Source organism: Solwaraspora sp. WMMD1047 (genome assembly GCF_029626155.1).
GTDB lineage: Bacteria > Actinomycetota > Actinomycetes > Mycobacteriales > Micromonosporaceae > WMMD1047.
Genome location: NZ_JARUBL010000001.1, coordinates 7747819 through 7773502, shown reverse-complemented (window position 1 = coordinate 7773502; position 25684 = coordinate 7747819). Strand labels below are relative to the sequence as shown.

28 protein-coding genes are annotated in these 25684 nt (G+C 72.7%); 19 read left to right on the top strand and 9 right to left on the bottom strand.

Features of this window, described 5'->3' with window-relative positions; translation table 11 throughout:
- Nucleotides 1-52 precede the first annotated feature (52 nt).
- The 12 genes from O7627_RS35440 (at nucleotide 53) to O7627_RS35385 (ending at nucleotide 9489) form a co-directional block, all read left to right on the top strand.
- A complete protein-coding gene (locus O7627_RS35440; RefSeq protein WP_278097796.1) occupies nucleotides 53-706 on the top strand; it encodes a DUF4178 domain-containing protein in 654 nt (217 codons plus the stop codon).
- Nucleotides 707-709: 3 nt separating this feature from the next.
- Nucleotides 710-1243 (top strand): DUF2617 family protein, encoded by a 534-nt coding sequence (locus O7627_RS35435; protein ID WP_278097795.1) that lies wholly within the window; start codon nucleotides 710-712, stop codon nucleotides 1241-1243.
- A complete protein-coding gene (locus tag O7627_RS35430; protein WP_278097794.1) occupies nucleotides 1240-1665 on the top strand; it encodes a DUF4247 domain-containing protein in 426 nt (141 codons plus the stop codon). Before O7627_RS35435 ends, O7627_RS35430 begins: the two co-directional genes overlap by 4 nt.
- A gap of 47 nt (nucleotides 1666-1712) precedes the next feature.
- Complete coding sequence (locus O7627_RS35425) at nucleotides 1713-2135, top strand: DUF350 domain-containing protein (RefSeq protein WP_278097793.1); 423 nt, start codon at nucleotides 1713-1715, stop codon at nucleotides 2133-2135.
- Nucleotides 2135-2944 (top strand): hypothetical protein, encoded by an 810-nt coding sequence (locus O7627_RS35420; protein ID WP_278097792.1) that lies wholly within the window; start codon nucleotides 2135-2137, stop codon nucleotides 2942-2944. Before O7627_RS35425 ends, O7627_RS35420 begins: the two co-directional genes overlap by 1 nt.
- Nucleotides 2941-4518 (top strand): polyamine aminopropyltransferase, encoded by a 1578-nt coding sequence (locus O7627_RS35415; RefSeq protein WP_278097791.1) that lies wholly within the window; start codon nucleotides 2941-2943, stop codon nucleotides 4516-4518. The genes O7627_RS35420 and O7627_RS35415 overlap by 4 nt, the downstream gene beginning before the upstream one ends.
- A 106-nt stretch (nucleotides 4519-4624) precedes the next feature.
- Nucleotides 4625-5476, top strand: a complete 852-nt coding sequence (locus O7627_RS35410) for a hypothetical protein (protein ID WP_278097790.1) — start codon at nucleotides 4625-4627, stop codon at nucleotides 5474-5476.
- A gap of 133 nt (nucleotides 5477-5609) precedes the next feature.
- Nucleotides 5610-6608, top strand: coding sequence for a hypothetical protein (locus tag O7627_RS35405; protein WP_278097789.1), 999 nt, complete (start codon nucleotides 5610-5612; stop codon nucleotides 6606-6608).
- 19 nt (nucleotides 6609-6627) lie between these two features.
- Nucleotides 6628-7449 (top strand): SDR family oxidoreductase, encoded by an 822-nt coding sequence (locus O7627_RS35400; RefSeq protein ID WP_278097788.1) that lies wholly within the window; start codon nucleotides 6628-6630, stop codon nucleotides 7447-7449.
- A 185-nt stretch (nucleotides 7450-7634) separates the two neighbouring features.
- Entirely contained in the window at nucleotides 7635-8174 is a 540-nt protein-coding gene (gene pyrE, locus O7627_RS35395) for an orotate phosphoribosyltransferase (protein WP_278097787.1), read from the top strand.
- A gap of 57 nt (nucleotides 8175-8231) precedes the next feature.
- Nucleotides 8232-8609: a metalloregulator ArsR/SmtB family transcription factor gene (locus tag O7627_RS35390; protein ID WP_007073957.1), complete on the top strand. Its 378-nt coding sequence runs from the start codon at nucleotides 8232-8234 to the stop codon at nucleotides 8607-8609.
- A gap of 136 nt (nucleotides 8610-8745) precedes the next feature.
- Nucleotides 8746-9489 (top strand): class II aldolase/adducin family protein, encoded by a 744-nt coding sequence (locus O7627_RS35385; RefSeq protein WP_278097786.1) that lies wholly within the window; start codon nucleotides 8746-8748, stop codon nucleotides 9487-9489.
- Nucleotides 9490-9497: 8 nt separating this feature from the next.
- Here the strand turns inward: O7627_RS35385 and O7627_RS35380 are convergent, their stop codons facing one another.
- The gene (locus O7627_RS35380) at nucleotides 9498-9713 is read right to left on the bottom strand and encodes a hypothetical protein (RefSeq protein ID WP_278097785.1); all 216 of its coding nucleotides are present in this window, start codon (nucleotides 9711-9713) and stop codon (nucleotides 9498-9500) included.
- Nucleotides 9714-9874: 161 nt separating this feature from the next.
- Between O7627_RS35380 and O7627_RS35375 the strand changes: the two genes are divergently transcribed.
- A complete protein-coding gene (locus tag O7627_RS35375; protein WP_278097784.1) occupies nucleotides 9875-10258 on the top strand; it encodes a phage holin family protein in 384 nt (127 codons plus the stop codon).
- Nucleotides 10259-10378: 120 nt separating this feature from the next.
- A complete protein-coding gene (gene fbaA, locus O7627_RS35370; RefSeq protein ID WP_278097783.1) occupies nucleotides 10379-11404 on the top strand; it encodes a class II fructose-bisphosphate aldolase in 1026 nt (341 codons plus the stop codon).
- 49 nt (nucleotides 11405-11453) lie between these two features.
- Here the strand turns inward: fbaA and O7627_RS35365 are convergent, their stop codons facing one another.
- Nucleotides 11454-12686, bottom strand: coding sequence for a hypothetical protein (locus tag O7627_RS35365; RefSeq protein WP_278097782.1), 1233 nt, complete (start codon nucleotides 12684-12686; stop codon nucleotides 11454-11456).
- 262 nt (nucleotides 12687-12948) lie between these two features.
- Here O7627_RS35365 and O7627_RS35360 point away from each other — a divergent pair, with 262 nt between their 5' ends.
- A complete protein-coding gene (locus O7627_RS35360) occupies nucleotides 12949-13377 on the top strand; it encodes a DUF3151 domain-containing protein (RefSeq protein WP_278097781.1) in 429 nt (142 codons plus the stop codon).
- 68 nt (nucleotides 13378-13445) lie between these two features.
- Here O7627_RS35360 and O7627_RS35355 read toward each other — a convergent pair whose 3' ends face one another.
- Nucleotides 13446-15575 carry a chromosome partitioning protein gene (locus tag O7627_RS35355; protein WP_278098548.1) on the bottom strand — a complete coding sequence of 710 codons (2130 nt, stop codon included), beginning with the start codon at nucleotides 15573-15575 and terminating at the stop codon, nucleotides 13446-13448.
- A gap of 577 nt (nucleotides 15576-16152) precedes the next feature.
- Nucleotides 16153-17205, bottom strand: coding sequence for a hypothetical protein (locus O7627_RS35350; RefSeq protein WP_278097780.1), 1053 nt, complete (start codon nucleotides 17203-17205; stop codon nucleotides 16153-16155).
- 126 nt (nucleotides 17206-17331) lie between these two features.
- Between O7627_RS35350 and O7627_RS35345 the strand changes: the two genes are divergently transcribed.
- Nucleotides 17332-18618: an adenylosuccinate synthase gene (locus O7627_RS35345; protein WP_278097779.1), complete on the top strand. Its 1287-nt coding sequence runs from the start codon at nucleotides 17332-17334 to the stop codon at nucleotides 18616-18618.
- Here the strand turns inward: O7627_RS35345 and O7627_RS35340 are convergent.
- The 5 genes from O7627_RS35340 to O7627_RS35320 all read right to left on the bottom strand — a co-directional run bounded on the left by O7627_RS35340 (nucleotide 18596) and on the right by O7627_RS35320 (nucleotide 22462).
- Entirely contained in the window at nucleotides 18596-19336 is a 741-nt protein-coding gene (locus tag O7627_RS35340) for a CDP-alcohol phosphatidyltransferase family protein (protein WP_278097778.1), read from the bottom strand. The two genes, O7627_RS35345 and O7627_RS35340, sit on opposite strands and share 23 nt — an antisense overlap.
- A complete protein-coding gene (locus O7627_RS35335) occupies nucleotides 19311-20378 on the bottom strand; it encodes an iron-containing alcohol dehydrogenase family protein (RefSeq protein WP_278097777.1) in 1068 nt (355 codons plus the stop codon). The genes O7627_RS35340 and O7627_RS35335 overlap by 26 nt, the downstream gene beginning before the upstream one ends.
- Nucleotides 20366-21097 carry a phosphocholine cytidylyltransferase family protein gene (locus O7627_RS35330; RefSeq protein ID WP_278097776.1) on the bottom strand — a complete coding sequence of 244 codons (732 nt, stop codon included), beginning with the start codon at nucleotides 21095-21097 and terminating at the stop codon, nucleotides 20366-20368. Before O7627_RS35330 ends, O7627_RS35335 begins: the two co-directional genes overlap by 13 nt.
- Before the next feature lie 88 nt (nucleotides 21098-21185).
- Complete coding sequence (locus O7627_RS35325) at nucleotides 21186-21998, bottom strand: hypothetical protein (RefSeq protein WP_278097775.1); 813 nt, start codon at nucleotides 21996-21998, stop codon at nucleotides 21186-21188.
- A gap of 14 nt (nucleotides 21999-22012) precedes the next feature.
- Nucleotides 22013-22462 carry an NUDIX domain-containing protein gene (locus tag O7627_RS35320; RefSeq protein ID WP_278097774.1) on the bottom strand — a complete coding sequence of 150 codons (450 nt, stop codon included), beginning with the start codon at nucleotides 22460-22462 and terminating at the stop codon, nucleotides 22013-22015.
- A gap of 110 nt (nucleotides 22463-22572) precedes the next feature.
- Here O7627_RS35320 and O7627_RS35315 point away from each other — a divergent pair, with 110 nt between their 5' ends.
- The 3 genes from O7627_RS35315 to corA all read left to right on the top strand — a co-directional run bounded on the left by O7627_RS35315 (nucleotide 22573) and on the right by corA (nucleotide 25635).
- On the top strand, nucleotides 22573-22965 hold the full coding sequence (locus O7627_RS35315; protein WP_278097773.1) for a CBS domain-containing protein: 393 nt from the start codon (nucleotides 22573-22575) through the stop codon (nucleotides 22963-22965).
- Nucleotides 22966-23071: 106 nt separating this feature from the next.
- The gene (locus O7627_RS35310; protein ID WP_278097772.1) at nucleotides 23072-24166 is read left to right on the top strand and encodes a PLP-dependent aminotransferase family protein; all 1095 of its coding nucleotides are present in this window, start codon (nucleotides 23072-23074) and stop codon (nucleotides 24164-24166) included.
- 329 nt (nucleotides 24167-24495) lie between these two features.
- Nucleotides 24496-25635 carry a magnesium/cobalt transporter CorA gene (corA, locus tag O7627_RS35305; protein WP_278097771.1) on the top strand — a complete coding sequence of 380 codons (1140 nt, stop codon included), beginning with the start codon at nucleotides 24496-24498 and terminating at the stop codon, nucleotides 25633-25635.
- The last annotated feature ends 49 nt before the right edge of the window (nucleotides 25636-25684 follow it).

Here is a 25684-nt window from a genome sequence, read left to right as displayed (position 1 = left end):
GCCAGTACCGGTGGGGGGACACCAGAGACGCCGGTCGGGGAGGACGTACGTGATGAATGGGACCGTGGCCTACCTGGTCACCGGGGTCGGCTGTCTCGTCGCCGTGGCCGGCGTGGTGATAGCGGTGATCGCGTTGCGGACCGCGCGCCGGCGGACGGCGCCGACCGGCGGCGGGCCGGGCGTCGTCCGGGACCCGTTCCGGCAGCCGGACGACGACGCGGACGCGCTGCGGGGTGACCCGCGCCGGGTGCAGCCCGGCGACATCGTCGAGATCCGGCACACCTCGTACGGCGTCCGGGGCACGCTCCGCTTCGCCGAGGGCTCCTGGGGTTGGACCGAGCACCTGCTCGACGACGCGCACGGGGCCAAGGTCTGGCTCTCCGTGGAGGAGGACCCGGATCTGGAGCTGGTGCTCTGGACCGAGGTGCCGAGCGCAACAGTGCTCCCGGGTCCGCCGAGCATCGACTTCGACGGCCGGCGCTACGCCAGCAAGGAATCGGGCCGCGCCCGGTACACCTCCGTCGGCAGCACCGGACTCGACCCGGCCGGCGACATGCGTTACCACGACTACGCCGCGCCCGACGGCGCCCGGCTCTCCTTCGAGTCGTACGGCACCAGCGAACGCTGGGAGGTCGGCCGGGGGGAGAAGCTGCACCGCACCGAGGTCCAGATCTATCCGGCCGCCACGCCGGGCCAGGCGGGCTGACCGGTGCTGGTGACGCTGGTGACCCCGTACGCGGACACCTCGGCGGCCGATCTCGGCCTGACGCTCACCGCGCCGGAGCTGCCCGCCCTGCACGTGGTCGACCTGCCGCTGCCGGGACCGGGGGACGAGGAGGGTGCGCGGCTGCGGCTGCGGCTGCTCGGTGCCTCGCACCAGGTGGTGCTCGACGGGCCAGCCGGTGAGCTGATCGAGACGGTGGCCTGCCTGCCCGGCCGGCCGGCCGACCTGCCGCCGGTGGTGTACGACGCGGCGACCGGCTACCGGTTCGCCGCCCGGGTGCTGCGACTGGCGCCGGCGGCCTTCTCGGACCGGATCGCCGCCCTGCGGCGGGACCTGGACGGCGACCCGAACGCGTTGGTCGGGGTCTTCCCGGGCGGCCCCGACGCGGTGACCGCCCTGCGCGCCCGGACGTCGGGCGCCGGACCGGACGGGACGCAGCGGGTCGGCTGGCACACCTGGCACGCCTACCCACAGACCGGAGAACTGGTGGAGACCGAAACGGTGGTGACGGTGCGATGACCTACCGCAGGTGGTTCGTGGTCGGCGGGATCTTCGCGCTGGTCGGCGTCCTGCTGGCCGGCTTCGGCGTGTTCTACGGCAACTTCTCCCCGCGCGGTTACGTGACCGACCGCTACACCCGGGCCAGCAGCCACGACATCGGGCGGGACGCCAAGGCGTACACCTCGGGGCGGGCACCCAGCGAGGTGGCCAAGGAGATCACCGACACCTGGCAGCCGGCCGACCAGTACGTCGACGGCAGCGGCGTCTATCTGCGCTACGACGACGACTCGGTGGTGATCCTGCCGCTGGCGGCCGGCTCGGTGATCCTGCTGGAGCGGCTCTCCACCGCCTACCCCCGTTACCACAGCACGGTCGGCAACGCCTGGGCCTGGGGCCGGGGCAGCACCATCCGGGGCGGCGGACCCGGCAGCGGCAAGTAACCCCTTCTCCCCTCTCGCAACCTCTCACCTGCTCAGGAGTTCCCACCATGACAAACCTCGCCACCGACCTGCTCGTCACGCTCGCCTACGGCGTGGTCGGCGTACTGCTGATGGGGGTCGGCTACGTCCTGGTCGACCTGGCCACCCCCGGCCGGCTGCGCGAGTTGATCTGGACGGATCGCAACCAGAACGCCGCCCTGCTGCTCGCCTCGAACCTGGCCAGCGTCGGCATCATCGTGGTCGCCGCGATCGTCGCCAGCGCCGACGACTTCGTCCTGGGCATCGTCGGCGCCGCCGCGTACGGCGTGCTCGGGCTGGTCATCATGGCCGCCTCGTTCCTGCTGCTGGACATCATCACGCCGGGCAAGCTGGGGCAGATCCTGGTCGACCCGCAGCCGCACCCGGCGGTCTGGGTCTCCGCGGTGATACACCTGGCCACCGGGGCGGTCATCGCCGCCGCGATCAGCTGATGACCCGGCCGAACCCGACACCTGCCGGATCCCGGCCGGCGAAGCGGGCGGCGGCCAACCGGAGCACGCCGGACAAGCGGACCGCCAACGGGCTCAAGGTCGCCGCGGTGGTGCTGGTCTGCCTGGCGGCCCTGGTCGCCTGCGTGGTGACCACGGTCGGCCGGGACGACAGCACCGCCGTTCCGGCGCCGACCGGGACCGAGCGGGCCGACACCGTCGCGGTGCTCACCCGGGCGGCCGAGAGCCAGGGAATCTGCTACGGCTGGCGGCTGCGCGACGATTACCTCGACGCGATAAGTGTCGGCTCGAACCTGGGCGACGGGATCCCGGTGGACGCCAACCCGACCCGCTGCCCCCGCTGGCTGCTTGTGGAGGCTCAGGTCATCTACACCCCGGCGAGCAGCGAGCGCAACGACTGGGCGAGCGTGCGGGTGACCGCCAGCGAGGGGGTCTCCAGCGCCGGCTACGTCGCCGGCCTGGACCGGCTCGGGGTGGACGCCGACGCGTTCCTCGACGAGCCCGGCTGGGCGATCTGCCGGGCGGCGGTGTTCCTGCCGCTGCTGGCCGCCGAGGCGGGACTGGTTCCGCCGGCACCGGCGGCGACCTCGACCACCGGACCGGCCGGCACCCCCGGACCGGGCCTGGCCGAACCGAGCCCGCTGCCCGCCGCCGGCAGCGACTTCTGGCGGGACCGCTGGTCGTACCTGGCCGGCGGTGCCGCTCTGCTGGTGGTCACCCTGCTGCTGCTGGCGATCGGCTGGTTCGAACGGCGCCATCAGCGCCGCGCCCCGGGCACCGGGCGCCGATGAGCACCGACCAGGCCGAACCGCCGGTCCGGGTGCGGTGGCGGGTGGCCCGCTCGGCGGTGCTCGCCGCGGTCTTCGTCTGTGCGGCCTGCGGCCTGGTCTACGAGTTGGCGCTCGTCGCGCTCGGCAGCTACCTGATCGGGGACACCGTCGGGCAGGCGTCGATCGTGCTCGGCGTGATGGTCTTCGCGATGGGGCTCGGCGCGCTCGCCGCCAAGCCGCTGCAGTCCCGGGCAACGGTCGGATTCGCGGTGGTGGAGCTGACCCTGGCGCTGCTCGGCGGCTTGTCGGTGCTCGGCCTCTACGCCGCGTTCGCCTGGCTGGACCTCTACGGGCCGGCCCTGGTGGTGACCGCGTTGGTGCTGGGTCTGCTCATCGGGGCGGAGATCCCACTGCTGATGGTGTTGCTGCAGCGGATCCGCGCCCAGTCGGCCGGCAGCGCGGTGGCCGACCTGTTCGCCGCCGACTACGTCGGCGCCCTGCTGGGCGGCCTCGCCTTCCCGTTCGTGCTGATCCCGGTCTTCGGGCAGTTGCGGGGTGCGCTGGTGGTCGGCGCGGTGAACGCGCTCGCCGGCGTACTGCTGGTCTTCACCGTCTTCCGACGGGAGCTGACCGGCCGGTCGCGCGCCGCGCTCGGCGCCGGCTCCGTCGCGGTCCTGCTCTGTCTCGGGTACGCCTACGCGGTGGCCGCCGACTTCGAGGTGACCGCCCGGCAGCGGCTGTACCGCGATCCGGTGGTGCACGCCGAACGCAGCCGCTACCAGGACATCGTGCTCACCCGCAGCGGCACCGGCACCGCCCGCGGCGAGGCCGACCTGCGGCTCTACCTCAACGGTGACCTGCAGTTCAGCTCGGTGGACGAGTACCGCTACCACGAGGCCCTGGTGCATCCCGCGCTCGCCGGCAGCCGCGGCTCGGTGCTGGTGCTGGGCGCCGGGGACGGGCTGGCCGTCCGTGAGGTGCTGCGTTACCCGGACGTGGCGAGCGTGACGGTGGTGGAGCTGGACCCGGCGGTGGTGGCGCTGGCCCGCGCCGAGCCGCAGTTGCGGGCGTTGAACGGCGGGGCCTTCGACGACCCGCGGGTCCGGTTGGTGCACACCGACGCGTTCGGCTGGCTCCGGACGGCGGCGGACCGGTTCGACTCGGTGATCATCGACCTGCCCGACCCGGACGAGACGGCGACCGCGAAGCTCTACTCGGTCGAGTTCTACTCCCTGGTCCGGGCGGTGTTGGCCGACGACGCGCGGGTCGTGGTGCAGAGCGGATCGCCGTACTTCGCGCCGCGTTCCTTCTGGTGCATCGAGCGGTCGCTGCAGGTGGCGGGTTTCGCCACCGTGCCCTACCACGTCGACGTGCCGTCCTTCGGCGACTGGGGATTCGTGCTGGCCGCCCCCGGTGCCCGGCCACCGGCGCTCACCGTGCCGGCGGACGCGCCGCCGCTGCGGTTCCTGGACTCCGCGACCCTGCGGGCGGCGGCGAACTTCCCGGCGGACCGGCGGCGGGTGGCCGTCGAGGAGTCGACCCTGCTGCACCCCCGGGTCCTCGAGTACGCCCGGGTCGAGTGGCGCAACTACTGATGGCGCGGCTGCCGGCCGGCGGTTTGCCCAGCACCGGTGGTGGGGTACCGATACGGTGGTTTCCGATCTAGAGATCCCGATTGAAAGAGATCAGGGAAGGATGGCCGTGTCGGACCCGAACAATCCGGCTGCTCCGGCGGCGAAAGCCCGCCCGAGCAGCGTCACAATCTCCAGCTACCTGCTCTATCTGGTGGCTGCCGTCTTCGCCTTGGGTGCCGTCGTCTCGCTGAGCACCCTCGGCACCGTCAGCGACGTCTACCGGGACGCCTACGCCGGCACCGACCTGGAGGGCACTGAAGGAGTCGTCACGGCGTTCGGCGTCGGCGGGGCGGTCCTGCAGTTGCTCTTCGCGGCCGCCTTCGTGGCCCTCGGCCTCTTCAACAACCGGGGTCGCAACGCGTCCCGGATCGTCACCTGGGTGTTCGGCGCGCTGGGCCTCTGCTGCGCCGGGCTCGGCGTCGGCGGAAGTGCGGTGGGCAACGTCGGCACCACCGGCAGCACGGGCGACGCGCCCAGCGGCGCCGAGGTCACCGAGATGATGAACGAGGCCCTGCCGGGCTGGGTCGAGCCGGTCGGCATGATCACCAACGTGATCGCACTGATCGTCCTGCTGGTGGCCGTGGTGCTGCTGGCCCTGCCGCCGTCCAACGAGTTCTTCCGCAAGCCGCAGGCGGCCTGGGAACCGCCGGTGCCGGGTGGGACCTACCCGGGTTACCCGCCGGCCCCGCAGGGCGGCGCGCCGGGCTACCCGTCGCAGGGCGGCGCGCCGGGCTACCCGTCGCAGGGCGGCGCGCCGGGCTACCCGTCGCAGGGCGGCGCGCCGGGCTACCCGCCGTCGGGCGGCGACCCCGGCTATCCGCCGTCGGGTGGCACGCCCGGCCAGCCGCCGCCGGGTGGCGATCCCGGTTACCCGCCGCCGCCCGGCGACCCGTCCGGGCCCAACCCGCCGAACCGCTGACCTCGGTCGGCTCCCGGCATCCCGGTCCCCCCGGTAGGTTCCTCCCAGGAACCTGCGGGGGGACCGCGCCGTATCACCGACTGACGGCCGGTCCGGACGGCGGCGATCGTAATCGATGGACAGGTAGCGCGTGATGAATCCGTACCCGATGGGGTCGTTAGCTACGGGAGCGGCCGGGCCGGTCCCGTACCCGGGCGGGTCGACGTGGCCGCCGGCCGGGCCGGCAGCGCCCGCCCGGCGACCCACGCCCGTCGTGGTGGCCGTCGGCGCCCTGATCCTGATGGCCGTCGGCGGGCTGCTGTACGCGGTCGCGGCGCTGGCCGTGCTGCCCGGTAGTGCCGACCGGTTCCGGGTGGCGGCGGCCGGCGCCGGCTTCCGGCCGGTCGATGTCGACGCGATGACCACCCTGCTGCGGATGAACCTGATCCTGGCGGCCGTGCTCGGCACCGGAGCGGCCCTGCTGCTCGCCGCCCTGGCACTGGCGAATCTGCGGGGCGGCGGCGTGGCGCGGATCGCCACCTGGGTGGTGAGCGGCCTCGGCGTGCTCTTCGGCTGCGGCTCCGCGTTGATGGTGCTGGCGCAGCAGACCACCCCGGCGACCTTCGCGACCGAGGACCAGGACTTTCAGGAGCTGGTCGGGTTCCTGGCCGACGCGTACCCGGACTGGTGGATGCCGCTCGCCGGCGGTCTCGCCGGGGCGCAGACCGTCGGCTACCTGCTGGTGGCGGTCCTGCTGGCGGTGCCGTCGGCCGGTCGGCACTACCGCCGGGTCCCGGTCGTCCCGCCGCCGGCCGGCTATCCGCCGCAGTGGCCGACCGCGGCGGGGCCGTCGCCCGTGCCATCCGGGCCGTCGCCGACCGTGCCGGCGGGTTCGGCCGGGTCCTGGCCGGTGGCGCAGCTGTCGGACCCGCAGTGGTCGGATCCGGCGCTCTGGTCGGCCCCGCCCGGCCCGTCCACTCCGCCCGACCCGTCCACTCCGCCCGACCGACCGCGGCAGCCCGCGGATGGCTCGTCGCGGCCGGCAGCCGAGGTCGGGCCGGCTGGGCCGGCAGCCGAGTCTGAGCCGTCGCGGCCGCCGGTCGAGGCCCAGTCACCTGGGCCGCCCGCCGAGCCTGCCCCGCCCGCCAGCTGAGCCCGCGAGGAGTCACCACGTGTCAGCAGAATCCCCCGCCGCGCCGGCGGAGCGGCGGCGTGCCGTCGTCACCGGTGCCACGGCGGGCATCGGCGCGGCCTTCACCCGCCGGCTGGCGGCCGACGGGTACGACCTGGTGCTGGTCGCCCGCGACGAACGCCGGCTGGCGGAGCTCGGTGCCGAGCTGACCGACCGGCACGGCACCGGGGTCACCGTCCTGCCGGCCGATCTGTCCACCCCCGACGGATGCGGGCTGGTGGCCGACCGGCTCGCCGACGCCGCCGAACCGGTCGATCTGCTGGTCAACAACGCCGGAATCAGCTTGAACAGGTCCTTCCTGCGGTCGACGCCGGAGGCGGAGGAGAAGCTGCTCCGGCTGAACGTCCACGCGGTCATGCGGCTGACCCTCGCGGTGCTGCCGGTGATGACGGCCCGGCGCCGTGGGGCAGTGATAAATGTCTCTTCCGTGAGCGGCTTCGGCGCGGTGATGCCGGGCTCCACGTACCCGGCCAGCAAGGCCTGGGTCACCAACTTCAGCGAGTCGGTGGCGCTGTCGGCGCGGCCGTACGGGGTTCGGGTGCTGGCGTTGTGCCCCGGCTACACCAGGACCGAGTTCCACGAGCGGGCCGGCATCGACATGTCGAAGTCGCCGCGCTGGCTCTGGCTGCGGGCCGAGGACGTGGTCGACACAGCCCTGCGCGATCTCGGTAAGGGCAGGTCGGTGAGCGTGCCGGACTGGAAATACAAGGCCGCGGTCTTCGCCCTGCGGCATGCGCCGGGTGGGCTGATCCGGGTGATGGCCAGGGACAATCGGGGTCGGATCGGCCGCCCGGAGCGGTAGCGGGCGTCAACCGATCGGTGTTCATCGACGTCCGGGTGGGTTCGCCGGCACCAGCCGGAAGGTCATTTTTGGGCACGGAGAGTAGCTGATTCGCGGGGATATCGACCACTGCGGGGGCGAGTGGTGCGCCACACATGTCGGGTCGGGCACCCTATCCTCAGCCTCGCGCAGTACTCTTGTGCGCCATGGGGGACCACGACGACCTGCGTAAATTCATCACCGACTTAGCCGTCGTACACGGGCGAGTGGTGTTGTCCTCGGGTCGCGAGGCGGAGTGGTACGTCGATCTGCGACGGGTGACCCTGCATCACGCTGCGGCTCCGTTGGTCGGTCGGGTACTGCTCGATCTCACGGCGGATTGGGAGTACGAGGCGGTCGGCGGCCTGACGTTGGGCGCCGATCCGCTGGCACTGTCGATGCTGCACGCGGCGTCGGCGTCCGCGCGTCGGCTGGACGCCTTCGTCGTACGCAAGGCCGGGAAGGCGCACGGCCTGCAGCGGCGTATTGAAGGTCCGGAGGTGGTCGGCCGCCGAGTCCTGGCGGTGGAGGACACGTCGACGACAGGCGGCAGCGTGCTGACCGCCGTCGAGGCGTTGCGGGAGGCCGGAGCCGAGGTAGTGGGAGTGGCGGTCGTCGTCGATCGTGGTGCTGGCGACGCCGTTCGGGCGGCCGGATTGCCATACCGGGCGGCCTATACGTTGGCTGACCTCGGCCTTGTGGCCTAAAAGTTTGCCGATTCGGATCTGCTCATATGCAGGCGGGTCGATGCTGTTGGTGGAAGGATGGAATACGTGGGAACTGCGTTGGCCGAAATGACTATGCCTCAGATCTCGCCGCTTGCCGGCGAGCCGATCGAACGCGCCGACGCCGAGCGGCTGGCGGGGGTCCTCAAGGCCCTTGCCGACCCTGCTCGGCTGCGGCTGCTCAGCCTGATCCAGTCGGCCCCGGAGGGGGAAGCGTGCGTCTGCGACCTGACCGCACCGCTCGGCCTCTCCCAGCCGACTGTGAGTCACCACCTGCGAATCCTCACCGAGGCCGGCTTGCTGGAGCGGGAGAAGCGCGGCGTGTGGGCTTACTACCGGCTGGTGCCAACGGCGATCGCAACGATCGCTGACCTGTTGACTCCGCCGCGTAAGCGAGCCACCAAGAAGGCTCGCTGAGTCACCCTCCGGTCCGTCTGGTGTCCTCGCCGTACCGGCGAGGCGCCAGTCGGACCTGGGGCCGTCGACACCGCCGGGTGCTGCCCGGCGATGTCGAGCCGGCCGCTGCGGTGGCGTGCGGTGGGGAGACAACCGGTTGAACTACGTCTCCGGTGATCTCCGGGACCAGCTTGCGCACCTCGGCCGCGAGGTCGTCCGGTCCGGGCTGGTGGTGGGCTCCGGCGGAAACCTCTCCGCCCGCCTGCCAGCCGGCGATTCGTGCTGGGTGACCGCCGCCGGCAGTTGGCTCGACCGGCTCGACCGGGACTGCTTCGCCGAGGTCGCCATCGTCGAGCCGGACGCGCCCGCGCCGGTCGACGGCCCGAGCATCGACGGCGCGGATGTCGACGGCGCGGATGTCAACGGCGCGGATGTCAACGGCGCGGACAACGTGTTCGGCGGCGGACTGGTGCCGAGCAGCGAGGTGGCGTTGCACCTGGCCGCCTACCGGGCGCGCCCCGACGTGCGGGTCGTCGTGCACCTGCACCCGCAGTCGGTGCTGCTGCTGGACGCACTCGGTGAGTCGATCCGGCTGGTCACCACCGACCACGCCTTCTACCTGCGCCGGGTGGCCCGGGTGCCGTTCCGGCTGCCCGGGTCGGAGGAGTTGGCCGAGTTGGCGGCGACCGCCGCCTCCGACGGCACGAACTGCCTGGTGCTCGCCCAGCACGGCTGCTCGGTGCTGGCCGACAGCGTGGAGTTGGCCCACAAGCGGGCCACCAACCTGGAAGAGGCGGCCCGGCTCACCTACCGGGCGTTGCTCGCCGGCCGGTTGGCCGAGTTGCCCGACGCGCCGGCGGCCTTCCTCGACCGCCTCGAAGCCGGCCCCACCTCGGTCTGATCCCCGGCTCAGCGGTAGTCGTCGTCCTCCGGACCGATCACCCGGGCCTGCTCGATGGCGTCCCAGTCGTCGACCTCCAGGCCGCGGTGCGCCTCGGGCTCCTCATCGACCGGCTCGGTCGGCGTGGCCTGCTCGACGACGTCGTACGGCGTGGCCTCCGGGTCGCGCTCCTCCGGGTCGAGGTGGCTCTCCGGAGTGAAATCCTCCCCCACGGGCTGGCTCATGTCGCCTCCTTCCGATCCGTGGTCCGTCCGCACCGCGCGGACCTCCCCACCGTACGGCCTGGTCCGCTGGTCCGCCGCCAAGCCGGTCGCCGGCCCGTCCGCCCGGCCGGCAACCCGCCGAATCGGCCACCGGTCACCGCCCGTGATGACAGGATTACCGGGTGGGATTCCTGATCCGGGTGGTGATCACGGCCGTCGCGCTGTGGATCGCCACCCTGCTGGTGCCCGGGATCGACGTCAGCGGCGGTTCGGGCTTCGGCAACGGACTGACCCTGCTCGCCGTGGCGCTGATCTTCGGCCTGGTCAACGCGGTCCTGAAGCCGATCATCCAGGTGCTGGGGTTCGCCTTCTACGTCCTCACGCTGGGGGTGTTCGCGCTCGTCGTCAACGCGCTGCTGTTCCTGCTGACGGGTTGGCTCGCCGAGCTGTTCGACCTGCCGTTCCGGGTGGACGGCTTCTGGGCGGCGTTCTGGGGTGCGATCGTGGTGGCGGTGGCCGGTTGGCTGATCAGCATCCTGGTGCCCGATCGGCTGGAGAACCGCTGAGCCGGTTGTGTCCGCCCCGACGTCCTGCGGGATACTGCCCCCGGAGGACAGCGCGGTCCGGCGCACCCACTTGAGACAGCGGCCGACGAGGCCGAGAGCGGTTAGTAAGGAGCGTTCGAGATGCCCATCGCTTCCCCCGAGGTCTACGCCGAGATGCTCGACCGGGCCAAGGCCGGCAGGTATGCCTACCCCGCGATCAACGTGACCTCTTCGCAGACCCTCAACGCGGCACTGCGGGGCTTCGCCGAGGCCGAGAGCGACGGGATCATCCAGGTCTCGACCGGTGGCGCCGAGTACCTCTCCGGACCCACGGTCAAGGACATGGTCACCGGTTCGGTGGCGTTCGCCGCGTTCGCCCGCGAGGTCGCCAAGAAGTACAGCGTCAACATCGCCCTGCACACCGACCACTGCCCGAAGGACAAGCTGGACGGCTTCGTCCGGCCGCTGATGACGATGTCCAAGGAGCGGGTGGCGCGGGGCGAGGAGCCGCTGTTCCAGTCGCACATGTGGGACGGCTCGGCCGTGCCGGTCGCGGAGAACCTGGAGATCGCCGCCCAGCTGCTCGACGAGGCGGCGGCGGCGCACGTGGTGCTGGAGATCGAGGTCGGGGTCGTCGGCGGCGAGGAGGACGGCGTCGAGAACGCGATCAACGACAAGCTCTACACCACCGTCTCCGACGGCCTGCAGATGGTCGAGGCGCTCGGGCTCGGGGAGAAGGGCCGCTACATGGCGGCGCTCACCTTCGGCAACGTGCACGGCGTCTACAAGCCGGGCAACGTCAAGCTCCGGCCGGAGATCCTCAACGAGATCCAGGAGGCGATCGGGGCGAAGTACGGCAAGGACAAGCCGCTGAGCCTCGTCTTCCACGGCGGCTCCGGGTCCCTGCTCGAGGAGATCCGGGCGGCCCTCGACTACGGCGTGGTCAAGATGAACATCGACACCGACACCCAGTACGCCTTCACCCGGCCCGTCGCCGACCACATGTTCCGCAACTACGACGGCGTGCTCAAGGTGGACGGCGACGTCGGCAACAAGAAGACCTACGACCCGCGGGCCTGGGGCAAGCTCGCCGAGGCCGGGCTGGCGCAGCGGGTCGTCGAGGCGTGCGAGCACCTGCGGTCGACCGGCACCACCCTCGCCAAGTAGGACCCACCCCGACGATGATGCCGGCGGCCCGGAGCACCGGCCGCCGGCATCACCCGGTCGCGGTGAGGATGCGGACCGCCTCGTGTACGTCGTCGGTGACGTGCACCGAACCGGACAGATCGCCGTACGGCGAGAGTGCCAGCAGCGGTCGGAGCAGCTCCTGGACCGGCAGCGTCCGGGTCCAGAACTCCCGGTCCAGGAAGACGTACGCTCCGCTCGCGCCGTCGGTGCCGTAGAAGGTCTTCGTGGCGGCCTGGAACACCTCCTGCACGGTGCCCGCCCGGCCGGCGGCGAAGACGATGCCGCCCCGGGCCAGCCGCAGGATGGTGTCCTCGCGGACGGCGTTGCAGAAGTACTTGGCGATCCGGCCGGCGAACAGGTTCGCCGGTTCGTGGCCGTACAGCCAGGTGGGGATGGCCAGACCACCGCGGCGCGCCCAGTCCACCGGCCCGGCGGTCCCGCCGTCGGCGCCGCGGGGGCCCGGCGGCCGGCGACGGTCAGGTCCCAGCTCGCTCCTGACCCGCAGCGCGGCGGCCGTGTAGCGGTCGTGGTCGGTGTAGTCGGGCGCCTCGGCCAGCACGTCGATCGCCGCGTCGACGGCGCCGACCGGTTGGCCGGACAGGTACGCGCCGAGGTTGGCCGCCTCCATCACCCCAGGTCCACCGCCAGTCACCACGAGCCGTCCGGCCCGGGTCAGCTCCCAGCCGAGAATGGCGGCGAGGCGGTACTCCGGGCTGCCGCGACCGACGGCGTGGCCGCCCATCACCCCGACCACCGTGCCGGCGCCGTGCGTGGACAACCAGGTCCGGGTGGCGTCGGCCAGGGCGTTGTCGATGGCGTGGTCGTGCAGGCGTTGGGCGAGCGCCTCCCGGATCTCCGGCGTCGCTCCGCCGTGGGCCCGGAAATGCCGGTAGACCGCGGTGTCGTACATCCCGGCGAACCCGCCGGCGGCGAAGCCGGCGCAGAGGTCGTCCGGGGTGTAGAGACGGGGTGGGTGCGTCGGGTACGGCAGCGCCGGGAAGGGGGGCACCACGTGCGCCCCCCGACCGATGATCTCCGCCTCGATCCGCCGCGTTGCGAAGTGGCAGCCGATGAAGAGGGTCCCGGTCAGGTCGACGGTCGACAGGTCGGGGACGGGCTCGACATCCAGCCGCAACCCCTGCACGGTCAGCCCGGCCAGGCTGCCGGTCCGCAGGCGCAGGTCGAGTTCGGCGCGGGTCTCGACCTCGGTCGCGGTGGTGTCGTGCGGGTCGAGGACGTCCTGGGGTGGCGGTGAGGGCACGCCGCCATCCTCTCCCGGCGGGTCGAGTCGGCCGCACCGAGGGCGAGCGTCGTACACCTCCCATGACACATTGCGAGAGCCCGATGACACAAGGTCACCGGGCTCTCTTAACCGGGTCCTGGGGAGGCTCCGGACCTCTATTTGTAGTCGAGTGCGGCGCGCACCGCACCGGCCGCACGCGTGACGAAGACCTCGGCCGTTCAGCCATCCCCCTCGGCGCTCCCGCTCGCCAGGCAGGGGCTGGTACGGGTTGAATGGGCCGATGCAGAACCTCTTGCCCGAGCCGCCGGCCACCCTGCTTCCCGGCAACGACGAAGCCGATGCTGCCCTCGCCGAAGCGACCCGGGCGGACACCGACGAGGCGTACGCCTCGGTCGCCGCACGGTTCCCCACCTTCAGCGCGGCCTGGGCCGCGCTCGCCGGCCGGGCCGTCGCCGACGGCCAGGTGGTGGCCGGGTACGCGTACGCGCGGACCGGCTATCACCGCGGACTCGACCAGCTCCGCCGCAGCGGCTGGAAGGGCCACGGCCCGGTGCCCTGGTCGCACGCGCCCAACCAGGGCTTCCTGCGCTGCCTGCACCTGCTGTCCCGGGCGGCCGGCGAGATCGGCGAGTCGGACGAGGCGGCCCGCTGCGCCCAGTTCCTGCGCGACTGCGACCCGGCCGCCGGCGACGCGCTCTCCAGCAGCTAGCCGACCCCCACGGTCGGCGGCGCCGCGGCCCCACGGCTGGCGGCGCCGCGGTCTAGTGGCCCCGCCGGCTAAAGGCCCTCGGCCACGGCGGCGGCGATCTTGAGCCAGGCGTCCCGGGTCGCCCCCGAGAGGTGGCCGTACCGGATCGGTTCGCCGGTGTCGATCAACCGCTCGTAGGGGGCGAACAGCACGGCCCTGGTCCGGGCGGCGAAGTGGCGCTGGATGGCCGGCAGGTCGAGTTCCTTGCGGGACGGCGGCATCGAGACCACCGTCACGGCCTGCCGGACCAGCCGTTGCCGGCCGCTCTGTTCGAGGTGGTCCAACATCCGGGCGGCGGTCTCCGCCGAGTCGTTACGCGCGGACATGGTGACCAGCAATTGGTCGGTGGCGTCGATCGCCGCCTGCCAGTTCTGGGCCCGCACGTTGTTGCCGGTGTCCACGAAGATCAACTTGTAGAACCGGCTCACCACCTCCCGGATCTCCGCGAACGCGGCGGCGGTGAGCATCTCGCCGCCGGTGGCCGACTCGTCGGAGGCGAGGACGTCGAACATCCCCTCGCCCTGCGACCGGACGTACTGGGAGAGGTCGCCGACCCGGCCGTGCGCACCCTGGAACTGGCCGAGGTCGCGCAGCATGTCCCGGACCGTCCGGGAGTGGAAGTCCTGCTGGGCCCGCATCCCGAGGGTGCCCTGGGTCTCGTTGTTGTCCCAGGCGAGCACGTAGCCGCCGCGGCGCTGGCCGAACGTCATCGCGAGCAGCAGGATCGCCACGGTCTTGCCGGCGCCGCCCTTGGGGTTGACCACGGTCACCTGCCGCAGCCCGCCGAAGTTGCGGCGGACCATCTCGATGTCCTGCCGGAGCTCCTGTTCGTGCCGGCCCGGGGGTAGCCGGACCAGGCCCAGGGTGGTCTTGTTGACGGCGGCCCGAACGCCCAGCTTCGCGACCGGATCGGCCGGCCGCGTGGCCCGCCGCCGGGCGAACTCCTCGGCGGTCGGCGCGACGGCCTCCGGACCCCAGGGCAGCTCCGGATGCTGGGCTGGCACCTGGTATGCCGGTCCGGGACCGGTCGGGTGCGGCGCTTGCGGCTGCGGAGGCGCCCCACCTGGTGACGCCTCCTGGTACGACGCCGCCGGGTACCGGGCATCCGGATGACCAGGCTGCGGGTATCCGGCCGCTGGTTGGCCGGGCTGCGGATACCCCGGTTCCGGCTGGCCGGGCTGGGGGTACCCGGCTTCCGGCTGGCCGGGTTGGGGATATCCCGCTTCCGGGCCGGACTGCGGATAGCTGGTTCCGGGCGCACCGACCGGCGGGTAGCCGAGCTCCGGATAGCCGGGCTGGGGATGGCCGGACTCCGGGTGCTGCCCGGGCTGCGGGTAGCCAGGCGCGGGGTGATGGCCGGGGTCCGGGTAGCCGGGCTGCGGATATCCCGGCGCTGGGTGGTGGCCGGGCTGCGGGTAGCCGGCATCGGGGTAACCGGTCGGCGGGTGGTGGTCCTGCCCTGGGTAGCCGGGCGGCTGGCTCAGGCTCGGGTAGGCCGAATCCGGCTCGTCCGACCCGGGCTGCTCCGCGGGGTGGGTGGATTCCGGGTACTCCAGGTAGTCGTCCGGGTCCAGTGGCCCATCCGGGTAGCCGGGCGCGGATTGCCCGGGGCTGGGTTGTGCGGGCATCCGGACCACCCCGGCGGCCTCCTCCTGTGGCTGCTGCGGTACCTCGGTGACGCCCGGATGAGGACCGGCCGGCGGCCGGCCGCCGGTGGGGTCGGTCCCTGGCCAGGGTGCCCGCGGCACTCCGCCGCCGGACCGGGGATGGGTACGGGTGACCGGTGGACCGCCGTGCAGCGGTGCCGGGTCGCCGCCCTCCGCCGTCGAACCGGTCTCGGGGCGGTGCGGCGGCTGGGACCACGGCGAACCGGTGGTCGGGGGCGTCGACCTGCCGTCCGGATGGCCGTCGGCGTCGGCCTGGTCCGCGGCGGACCGCGCGGTCGGCGGCCGGCTGGCGCCGGCCGGCCGGGTCGGCGCCGGCTCGGGCGCCGGCCAGCCGGTCGGGGCCGCCGTCAGCGCCTCGACTGCCGGACCACCTGGCCCGGCTGCTGGATCGGCCGGCGCGACAGCTGGGGTGCCCGGCGGGACCGCCGGGTGGGTGGGTGCGGCTGTGGGGTCGCCGGTGCGGGTGGCCCCGGTGGTGAATGGTTCGTCCATGATGAAGGGGATGTCCAGCCGTACCGTGCGGTTGGCCGGCGCCGCGCCCGGCGTCCCGGGCTGGCCGGTGTACGGGATCCCGGCGGAATCCTGACCGCCCGCCGGTCCGACCGGGGTCGCTGTTTCGTCGCCGGCGGAGAGCGGCGCCGTGGAGAGCGGTCCGGCGACCAGCGGCCAGGCGCGGGTGGGCAGGTCCGTGACCGGATGCGACGCACCGGTGCCGTCCGCGCCGGCGCTCCCCGGGAGGTTGCCGGCGCCGGCCGCCACGCCGGGGTCAGCCGCGTTGCCCTGACCACTGCCGTTCGTCGAACCGGCGGGCGGACCGTCGACAGTGTCGGCGGCCGGCTCGGCGGCGACGGTCGGGGCGGGCCCGCCGACCTGGCTCGGTCCGGCGACGATCTCGTCCGGCGGCCAGAACGGCTCGACCTCACGCGACGGCACCGCCGCGCCCTGACCCGGCACGGGTACCCGGTCGGTATGGTCGTCCATCACGCTGACTCTCCCCTCCTCCTGCCCGAGGATATGCCGGCCGGTGGCAGCCGGTTGGGCGGAAGGGCGAATAAGCCGGCCGGCGGGGTCAGTCGCGGTAGACCGCCCAGGCGCCGCGTTCGATCCACCACGACCGTTTGCGCCGCAGCGAGCCGTCCACACCGTCGTCCAGATAGGGCACCTCGCCGTCGCGGGGATGCACCGAAACCGCGCGGCCCCGGGCGCGTCGCACTTCGAGCCGTACCCGGCTGCCACCCGATCCGGTGGGGACGGTCACCGGTACCGCCACGGCGACGTCGACCTGCCCATCGGCCGGGTCGGGGGCGGCTAGCAACGGCACCCCCTCGTGGACGGCGTACCCGGTGCCGTTGCCGATCACGCAGGCCAGCAGCGGGTCGTCGCCGGTGGAGAGCACCGCGTCGTCCACCTCGACCCGACCTCGCCACGGCACCGGCCGGCCGGCCTCGTCGGCGCCCCCGATCAGCGCACCGTCCAGGGTGACCGAACCGCCGTCGTTGCGCAGCAGGTCGAGCCGGTGGACCCGGCCGCCGAGCACGGCGGCGGCCACCCGGGCCGGGTCCCGGGGAAGCCCGAGCCGGCCCGGCAGGTCGACCGGTCCGGCTGGCCCGGTCGACCCGGCTGGCCCGGTCGACCCGGCTGGTTCGGTGTCGGATGATCGCGACATCGGATCGAGCGGGAGCAACCCGACCGGCGGCAGGTCCGGCACGGTCCGGTCGGCCGCCAGGTCGGCGGGTCGGCGGCTCGGCGCGGGGGCGTACCGGCGGACGAGTCGGCGCACGACGGCGCGTAACTGAGCGTCACTTGCGGTAGCGACCACGAGCCTGGTCTTGGTCTCCTGATCGGGCCAGGTGAGCCCGTCCGGACGAGCCGGGGCGTCCAGGCGGGCCAACGTCTCGTCGATCTCGGCGTCCGACCGGGCTGTGATCATCTCCACTCGCGCGCCCGCCGCGGTGAGCGCGTCGGCGCAGCTCAGTACCGGCACCCGCGGCGTGTCCCGGCAGTCCTCGACCGGCCCGGGACCACCGGTTCCGCAGCATCCGCCGGCTGCCGCGCCCCCTCCGCCACACCCGCCGGGCTCGGCACGGCCCGGTCCGAGGGTGAGCAGCAGCACGTCGTACACCCCGGTCGCCTCCCGTCTCCGCGCCGGCTGATGCCGGCCGGACCGTCACTACTTGTTAATCTGCTTCCTCGGGCTCGCCACGCGGTCGCCACCTGGCACCCGAGCCCCCTGGAGGCGGGTAAAAAGATGCCGGCGATCGTGCTCATCGGCGCCCAGTGGGGCGACGAGGGCAAAGGCAAGGTTACCGACCTGCTGGGTGAGCGGGTCGACTACGTGGTGCGCTACTCCGGCGGCAACAACGCCGGCCACACGGTGATCACCCCGGACGGGCAGAAGTACGCGCTGCACCTGATGCCCTCGGGTGCGCTCTCGCCGAGCGCGATGATCGTGATCGGCAACGGGGTGGTGGTCGACCCCAAGGTGCTGCTCAGCGAGATCGACGGGCTGGCCGAGCGCGGGGTGGACGTGTCCCGGCTGCGGATCTCCGGCGACGCGCACCTGATCATGCCGCACCACTCGGCCCTGGACCGGGTGGTCGAGCGCTACCTCGGCCAGGCCCGGATCGGCACCACCGGCCGGGGCATCGGCCCCGCGTACGGCGACAAGGTGGCCCGGATGGGCATCCGGCTGCAGGACCTGCTCGACCCGGGCATCCTGCGCAAGAAGCTGGACCTGGTGCTGCGCGAGAAGAACCAGATGCTGTTCAAGGTCTACAACCGCAAGGCGCTCGACGTCGAGGCGGTGGCCCAGGAATACCTGGAGTACGCGGAGCGGCTGCGCCCGTACATCGCGGAGACCCGGGTGATGCTCTGGGACGCCCTGGACCGGGGCGAGATCGTGCTGCTGGAGGGCGCCCAGGCGACCATGCTCGACCTGGACCACGGCACCTACCCCTTCGTCACCTCGTCGAACCCGACCGCCGGCGGGGCCTGCGTCGGGGCCGGCATCCCGCCGACCGCGATCAGCAAGGTGATCGGCGTGACAAAGGCGTACACCACCCGGGTCGGGTCCGGGCCGTTCCCCACCGAGCTCTTCGACGACAACGGCGCCCACCTGCGCAAGGTCGGCGCCGAGTACGGCACCACCACCGGCCGGGAGCGCCGCTGCGGCTGGTTCGACGCGGTGGTGGCCCGGTACGCGACCCGGCTCAACGGCATCACCGACCTGGTGGTCACCAAGCTCGACGTGCTCACCGGCCTGGCCAAGGTGCCGATCTGCGTCGGGTACGAAATCGAGGGCGAGCGGTTCGACGACATGCCGATGACGCAGACCGCCTTCCACCACGCCACGCCGATCTACGAGGAGCACGACGGCTGGTGGGAGGACATCTCCAAGGTCCGGTCGGAGGCCGACCTGCCGGCCAACGCCCGCCGCTACATCGAGCGGATCGAGGAGCTCTGCGGGACCCGGGTCAGCGTGGTCGGGGTGGGGCCGGGCCGGGAGGAGAACGTCATCCGGCATCCGCTGATCTGAGCGCGGCGCGGGCCGAGAAGGCGATGCTGGCGAGCAGGAACCCGCCGTTGACGACGACGAACACCACCAGCAGCCAGACGGTCAGCGCCGGCGCCACCGTCAGCACCAGCCCGGCCACGCCGATCACCGCGCCGTAGTCGCGGATCAGCTTGACCAGCCGGACCGGCAGCGAGGTCGAGGTGACCATGCTGGCGTGGTTCGGGCCGGCCTGCATCACCGAGGTGACCAGGTTGACCATCCAGGTGCCGGCGAACGCGGCGATCAGCCAGACCGGCAGCCCCGGCCGGTGCGCCACCGCGGTCGCGGCGAGCGCGCTCACCAGCGCGATCTGGGCGGCCACGTCGCAGAGGATGTCCACCCGGGCGCCGGCCGGGCTGCGCTGGCCGGTGACCCGGGCCAGTTGGCCGTCCGCGCAGTCCAGGGCGTACGCGAGCTGCCAGCCGAGCAGGGCGGCCAGGCCGACCGGCCAGGCCGGTAGGTCGCCGTCGGAGACCGGGCCGGCGAAGGCCACCGCGACCGCGGAGGCGACCAGGCCGACCAGCAGGTTCGCCACCGTCAGCACGGTCGGGGCCAGCCCGAGCCGGTGCCCGGCCAGCGCCAGCCCGGCGCCGATCCGCTGGCTCACCGCCTCGCTGAACAGCCCCCCGCCCCGGTTCGCCCGGTAGAAGTCGGCCAGCTCGGGCGGGGCGGTGTCAGGAGACGTGGTGCTTGAGCGCATCGACGTAGTCTGCCAGCCGGTCGCGGACCTGTGCCCGGGACAGGTCCAGGTGTTCGAGGATGGTGAACCGGTCCGGTCGGGTCTGCGGGCCGTGTACGACCGCCGCGACGAAGGCCTCGTCGGTCAGCCCCAGCTCGGTCGGGGTGGTGGGCAACCCGTGCCGGTGCAGGCAGCGGGACAGCTGGGCGAACCGGACCTTGTCCTCCCGCAGGAAGGTGCAGAACAGGGCGCCGAGGCCGACCTGGGCACCGTGCGAGCCGGTGCCGGGGTAGAGCAGGTCGATCGCGTGCGAGATCTCGTGGCAGCCGCCGCTGGCCGGCCGGCTCGACCCGCAGACCGACATGGCGATGCCGCCCAGGATCAGCGCCTCGGCGAGCGTGGTCAGGAACTCGTCGTCGGTGATCGTGCCCGGGTGGTTGATCAGCGCCTCGGCGCCGGTGCGGGCCAGCGTGACGGCCAGCCCGTCGATCGGCTCGGCGCGGACCTGGTGGGCCAGTTCCCAGTCGGCGATCGCGTTGAGGTTGCTCACCGCGTCGCCGATGCCGGCCTTGGTCTGCCCGTCCGGGCCGTTGTCGACGAAGTCCAGATCGACCACGATCGCGATCGGAATGTGTACGCCGTACGAACCGCGGCCGCCGTCGTGGTCCAGCGAGGCGACCGGGGAGGCGATCCCGTCGTTGGCCAGGCTGGTGGCGACGGTCACCATCGGGATCGCGTACCGGGACGCGGCGTACTTGGCGGTGTCGATGGTCTTGCCGCCGCCGATGCCGACCACCGCGTCGTAGGAGCGTTGCCGCAGCTTCTCGCCGAGCTGGTGGGCGGCGTCCAGGCTGCCGCCGACGACGGTGAACAGGTCCGCCCGGCCCAGGCCGGGCAGGCAGAGTTCGGCGATCCGCTCACCCTGACCCGGGCCGACGACCACGGCGACGTCGCCGCCGGCCGAGATTCGCCGGTCCGCGAGGAGCTCGCCGAGGTCGGCCACCGCGCCGCGGCGGACCTCGATGGCGAGCGGGGTGTTGACGGTACGGGCTAGTAGTGGCACGCGATCTCCCGTGCCCGGGCCAGGTCGTCGTGGTTGTCGACCTCGACCCAGGAGAGGTCGCCGATCGGGGCGGCCCGGACCTCGCCGCCGCGGTCCGCGTACTCCTGGTAGCCGTCCTCGTAGTAGAGGTTCGGGTCTCGGCGCCAGGTGGCCTCCAGTGCGTCGGCCAGGCCGGCGGCGGCGTGCGGTTCGATCAGGGTGGCGCCGATGTACTCGCCGTACGCCTCGGCGGGGTCCATCAGCTTGGTGATCCGGGTGAGCTGGCCGGCGTCGTCGAAGGTGGTCTTCATCTCCTCGTCGGCGAGCTTCTTGAGGTTGTCGACGGCGAGCAGCACGCCGGGGCCGCGCTGCGCCAGCAGCGTCCGTTCGACGTCGACCGGGTGCACGGTGTCGCCGTTGACCAGCAGCGCGCCGTCGGCGAAGTGGTCCCGGGCCAGCCAGAGCGAGTAGGCGTTGTTCCACTCCTCGGCGCGGTCGTTGGGCACCAGCGTGAGCCGGACGCCGTGCGTCTTCTCCAGGTCGGCCCGGCGGGACTCGACGGCGTCGGCCGCGTAGCCGACCACCACGGTGACGTCGGTGAGCCCCACCTCGGCGAGGTTACGCAGCGCTATGTCGAGGATCGTGGTCTGGCCGGCGACCGGGATCAGCGCCTTGGGCAGCGTGTCGGTGTACGGGCGCAGCCGGCGCCCGGCACCGGCGGCGAGCACCATACCGATCATTACGAGATCCTCTCACTTGCCAACGGCTATCGGGGCAGGATAGCCCTGCGTCACCGGGGGTCCCGCCGGTGCCGGTCCCGGGGCCGGCTCAACCGGGCAGCGCGGCGAGGTCGGCCAGCAGCGCCAGCCGCTCCCCGGGGGCCAGCGCGCCGTACGGGGCGGCGGCCCGCCGGTCGGTCTCCAGGTCGATCGCCAGCAGCTCCGGTCCGGGTGCCAGCCCGGTGATGCTCTGCGGGGTGTGACCGGCGGCGGTCCAGGCCGCGGCGTGCGCGTCGGCCCGGTGGTGGCGCAGGGCGCCGAGCCGGTTGAGCAGCAGCAGTCCCGGCGGGGTGCCGTCCGGCTCGTACGGTGGCGCGACCGCCCCGAAGGACCCGTCGAGGGGTGTGGCGCCGGCGGTCGAGCCGCTGCCGGTCGCGGCGGTGAGTAGGCGGCCGGCCAGGTCGGCGAGGCGGTCGACCCGGCTCCGGTGGGCGCTCCACAGCTCGGCGGTGACCCGGCCGTGCAGCTCGTACAGGTCGGCGAGGAAGGACCGGCCGCGGTCGGTGGCGGTGAAGCCGTCGCCGACCCGCTGGATCATCCCGTGTGCCACCTGCTTGTCCATCTCCCGCTGGCGGGCGGCCGGATCCTGGTGGCGGGTGGTGGCGACCAGTCCGGCGCCGCTGACGGTGCCGCCCGGGACGGCCAGCCGGGTCCGGAACTCGATCAGATAGCCGGTGGCCGCGGGGCCGCCGTAGCGGCGGCTCAGGTCGGCGCCGCCCCGGGCCCGGGCGGTTGCCATCGCGGCCCGGTAGAGCCGGTCGACGGCGGGCGCGACGAGACCGGCGGCTTGGTGTGGTGGGAACCGGATCTCGTCGCCCGACGGCGCCGGGTCGAGCACCGGTCGCCGGCTCGGGTCGATCACCGTTCGATGATCCGTCACAGGCCGATCAGGTGCAGGGCGGCGAAGCCGTCCTCGGCGATCCGGCGGATCAGGCCGTCGTTGACGTCGCGGCACTCGTCCAGGACCGCCACCTCGTGTTCGGCGAGCCAGCGGAACTCGGTGTGCTTGCCGACCTCCAGCCGGGGGCGGCTGAGGTCACCGTCGACCCGGACCAGGAAGTCGGTCTCCAGGCGTTCGAGCCCGTCGTCCCCGGTGTACCGGTAGGTGCCGACCGGCCCGAGGACGACCGAGACGGTCCAGCCGGTCTCCTCGGTCACCTCCCGGCGCAGCGCGTCCTCCACGCTCTCGCCGGGTTCCAGATGGCCACCGACGACGTCCCACGCGTTGGGGAAGAGCCGCCGCTCGGCGGAGCGGCGCTGGAAGAAGATCCGGCCGTCGTCGTCGACGATCAGGGCTCCGGTGCAGCGTAGGGGCTCGGTGGACACCAGCCGAGGGTATCCAGCGGCCGACCCGCCTGGACAGGTCGACTCTTGTACTTCGATGGCGGGCCGTCCAGTATGTCCGTACCGGTCCGCCACTACGGGAGTGATGCGCGATGCAGGTACGGGATGCCATGTCCAGCCAGGTTCTCGTGGTCGGTCCGGAGCACACGCTTCGACAGGCTGCCCAGATGATGTCGAGCCGGGGGGTCGGCTCGGCGATCGTGCTCGATCCCGACTCCGAAGGCGTCGGGATCATGACCGAACGTGACGTACTCAATGCGGTTGGCGCCGGGCTCGACGTGGACACCGAGCGGACCGGCGCGCACCTGACCCGGGACGCGGTGTACGCCGGCCCGGACTGGACGGTGGAGGAGGCGGCCGCGGCGATGGCCCGGGGCGGCTTCCGGCACCTGGTGGTGATGGAGGGGAGCGAGGTCCTGGGCGTGATCTCGGTTCGGGACATCGTGCGGGTCTGGACGGAGCGCCGGCCGGTGTCGCCGATCTGAGGCAACCGGGGCGACCGTGCCGACCGGCCGGCGCGGCTCGTCCAGAATGCGGACATCGGCGCCACCTGCACCGAAGCGCCATCTCGCGCCCGTACGCTCGGTAGTCATGACTGCCGAGCAGCTGATCTCCTTCGCCCGCGGGGCGCCCTCGTTGGACATCGTCGATATCGCCGGCCTCAAGGCGGCGGCCGGCCGCGCCTTCGACGAGGACCCCGCGGGGGTCTCGGCCTACGGCACCTCCGTGGGCTACCCCCCGTTGCGCAGGTGGATCGCCGAGAAGCACGGCGTCGCCGTGGATCAGGTGCTGGTCACCAACGGCTCGCTGCAGGCCGACGCGTTCCTCTTCGACTACCTGGTGAGCCCCGGCGACGCCGTGGTGGTGGAGCGTCCGACCTACGACCGGACGCTGCTGAACCTGCGGCAGCAGGGCGGCGACGTGCAGGCGGTGACCATCCAGTCGGACGGCATCGACACCGACGAGCTCGGCAAGCTGCTGGAGTCGGGGCTGCGCCCGAAGCTGGCGCACATCATTCCGAACTACCAGAACCCGGCGGGAGTGACGCTCTCCCTGGAGAAGCGGCACCGGCTCCTCGGTCTGGCCGCCGAGTACGGCTTCACGATCTTCGAGGACGACCCGTACGCCGACATCCGGTTCCGGGGGGAGCCGCTGCCGTCGATGCTCTCGATGGACGAGCGGGGTTCGGTCGTACACGCCTCCAGCTTCACCAAGACGGTCTGTCCGGGGGTGCGGGTCGGCTACCTGATCGGGCCGGCTCCGCTGATCGCCGACATCGCCAAGCGGGCCACCAACCTCTACATCTCGCCCGGCATGGTGGCGCAGGCGATCGTGCACCAGTTCTGCGTCTCCGGCGACATCGACCGCTCGATCCAGACCGTCCGGTCGGCGCTCGGCGAGCGCGCCCGGGTGCTCGCCGAGGCGCTGCGGACCCACCTGCCCGAGGCCCGCTTCACCGAGCCGGATGGCGGCTACTTCCTCTGGGTGGAGCTGCCGGAGAACGTCCACATCGACGAGCTGGTGCCGGCGGCCGCCGAACGCGGGGTGACCGTCGTCAAGGGCAGTGACTTCCTACTGGAGGGTGGGCACCACTCGCTTCGGCTGGCCTTCTCGGCCGTCACCGCCGACCGGATCGAGGACGGGGTACGCCGGCTCGCCGACGCGGCAGCGGCCGTCCGGCGGTAGGTCGTCGCCAGCGGCGGACGCTGCGGGTAGCCAGTAAACGCGTGCATCATGTCGGATATCCGACACTAGCCCTTCCGTGGGCGCCCGGGGTTCCCCCCAGCGCGGCGCTCGGCCCACAATGCTGCGAGCACCACTCGCGTTGGAGTCGGTCGGGCGCCCGTTCGGCGTGAGCGGCCAGCCGGGTCCCCGCGGTGGCGCACTGAGCACTACCCCCCGCCCCCAAATGGCGCCGGGTGGACCGGCCGCACATCTACCCCCCCGACGCGGTCGGTCCACCCGGCGCCGCCCCGGCCCGGCGTACTGTTCACAGCCGGTGGGGAGGTGGACCGATGAGTCAGCGGAACAACGGGCTACGACCCGACGGCAGCCCGAGAGTGCGCCCCCGCGCCTGGACGGCGCCGGTACGGGCGGTGACCCGGATCCTGACCGCCGACGCCGGCCACCGGTCGGCGACCGGCCCCGGGCCGAGCCACCAGGCGGTGGTGGACTGCGGGCTCTACCTCGACGGGGTGCGGCAGCCCGGTGACTGGGACTACGTGGCCGCGCTGGAGGCCGCCCGGCGGGAGCCGAACGGCTTCGTCTGGCTCGGCCTGCACGAGCCCGGCCCGGCTGAGATGGCCGGCATCGCCGACGCGTACGGGCTGCACGAGCTCGCCGTCGAGGACGCCGTCAAGGCCGAGCAGCGGCCGAAGCTGGAACGCTTCGGCGAGGTGAACTTCCTGGTCCTGCGGACCGCCCGGTACGTCGGTCACGGCGAGCTGACGGAGACCTCGGACGTGGTCGAGACCGGCCAGGTGATGCTCTTCATCGGGCCGAAGTTCGTGATCAGCGTCCGGCACGGCGACGCCTGCCGGCTCGCCCCGATCCGGGCCGACCTGGAGGCCCGGCGGGAGCTGCTTGCGCACGGCCCGTGGGCGGTGGCGTACGCGGTCACCGACCGGGTGGTCGATCTCTACCTGGAGGTCGCCGACCGGATCGAGGACGACCTGGACCGGCTGGAGGAGCAGGTCTTCTCCCGGCAGACCTCGGGCCGGATCCAGCGCATCTACCAGATGAAGCGCGAGCTGGTCGAGTTCAAGCGGGCGGTGGTCCCGCTGCAGCGTCCGTTCATGACGCTCACCGCGCAGATCAACCGCGAGGTGCCGAAGGAGATCCGGCGCTACCTTCGGGACGTGCAGGACCACCTGACCCGCACCGTGGAGCAGGTCAACTCGTACGACGATCTGTTGAACTCGATCCTGCAGGCCCGGCTGGCCCAGGTGTCGGTCGAACAGAACAACGACATGCGCAAGATCGCGGCTTGGGCGGGTATCGCGGCGGTCTGGACCGCCATCGCCGGCATCTACGGGATGAACTTCGACTTCATGCCGGAGACCCAATGGAAGTACGGCTACCCGGTCGTTCTCGCGTTGATGCTGGCGATCTCCCTGGCGCTGTACCGGTCGTTCCGGCGCAACGGCTGGCTCTGATCCCCGGGCGCGCCCCGGGCCGGCGCCACCGTAGGTGGTGACGCCGGCC

Bases quoted from the DNA above. Each gene is read 5' to 3' on its own strand.
- O7627_RS35440 (WP_278097796.1), top strand. From the start codon at position 53: ATGAATGGGACCGTGGCCTACCTGGTCACCGGGGTCGGCTGTCTCGTC.
- O7627_RS35430 (WP_278097794.1), top strand. From the start codon at position 1,240: ATGACCTACCGCAGGTGGTTCGTGGTCGGCGGGATCTTCGCGCTGGTC.
- O7627_RS35425 (WP_278097793.1), top strand. From the start codon at position 1,713: ATGACAAACCTCGCCACCGACCTGCTCGTCACGCTCGCCTACGGCGTG.
- O7627_RS35420 (WP_278097792.1), top strand. From the start codon at position 2,135: ATGACCCGGCCGAACCCGACACCTGCCGGATCCCGGCCGGCGAAGCGG.
- O7627_RS35415 (WP_278097791.1), top strand. From the start codon at position 2,941: ATGAGCACCGACCAGGCCGAACCGCCGGTCCGGGTGCGGTGGCGGGTG.
- O7627_RS35405 (WP_278097789.1), top strand. From the start codon at position 5,610: ATGAATCCGTACCCGATGGGGTCGTTAGCTACGGGAGCGGCCGGGCCG.
- pyrE (WP_278097787.1), top strand. From the start codon at position 7,635: ATGGGGGACCACGACGACCTGCGTAAATTCATCACCGACTTAGCCGTC.
- O7627_RS35390 (WP_007073957.1), top strand. From the start codon at position 8,232: ATGGAATACGTGGGAACTGCGTTGGCCGAAATGACTATGCCTCAGATC.
- O7627_RS35380 (WP_278097785.1), bottom strand. From the start codon at position 9,713: ATGAGCCAGCCCGTGGGGGAGGATTTCACTCCGGAGAGCCACCTCGAC.
- fbaA (WP_278097783.1), top strand. From the start codon at position 10,379: ATGCCCATCGCTTCCCCCGAGGTCTACGCCGAGATGCTCGACCGGGCC.
- O7627_RS35360 (WP_278097781.1), top strand. From the start codon at position 12,949: ATGCAGAACCTCTTGCCCGAGCCGCCGGCCACCCTGCTTCCCGGCAAC.
- O7627_RS35355 (WP_278098548.1), bottom strand. From the start codon at position 15,575: ATGGACGAACCATTCACCACCGGGGCCACCCGCACCGGCGACCCCACA.
- O7627_RS35345 (WP_278097779.1), top strand. From the start codon at position 17,332: ATGCCGGCGATCGTGCTCATCGGCGCCCAGTGGGGCGACGAGGGCAAA.
- O7627_RS35340 (WP_278097778.1), bottom strand. From the start codon at position 19,336: ATGCGCTCAAGCACCACGTCTCCTGACACCGCCCCGCCCGAGCTGGCC.
- O7627_RS35330 (WP_278097776.1), bottom strand. From the start codon at position 21,097: ATGATCGGTATGGTGCTCGCCGCCGGTGCCGGGCGCCGGCTGCGCCCG.
- O7627_RS35315 (WP_278097773.1), top strand. From the start codon at position 22,573: ATGCAGGTACGGGATGCCATGTCCAGCCAGGTTCTCGTGGTCGGTCCG.
- O7627_RS35310 (WP_278097772.1), top strand. From the start codon at position 23,072: ATGACTGCCGAGCAGCTGATCTCCTTCGCCCGCGGGGCGCCCTCGTTG.
- corA (WP_278097771.1), top strand. From the start codon at position 24,496: ATGAGTCAGCGGAACAACGGGCTACGACCCGACGGCAGCCCGAGAGTG.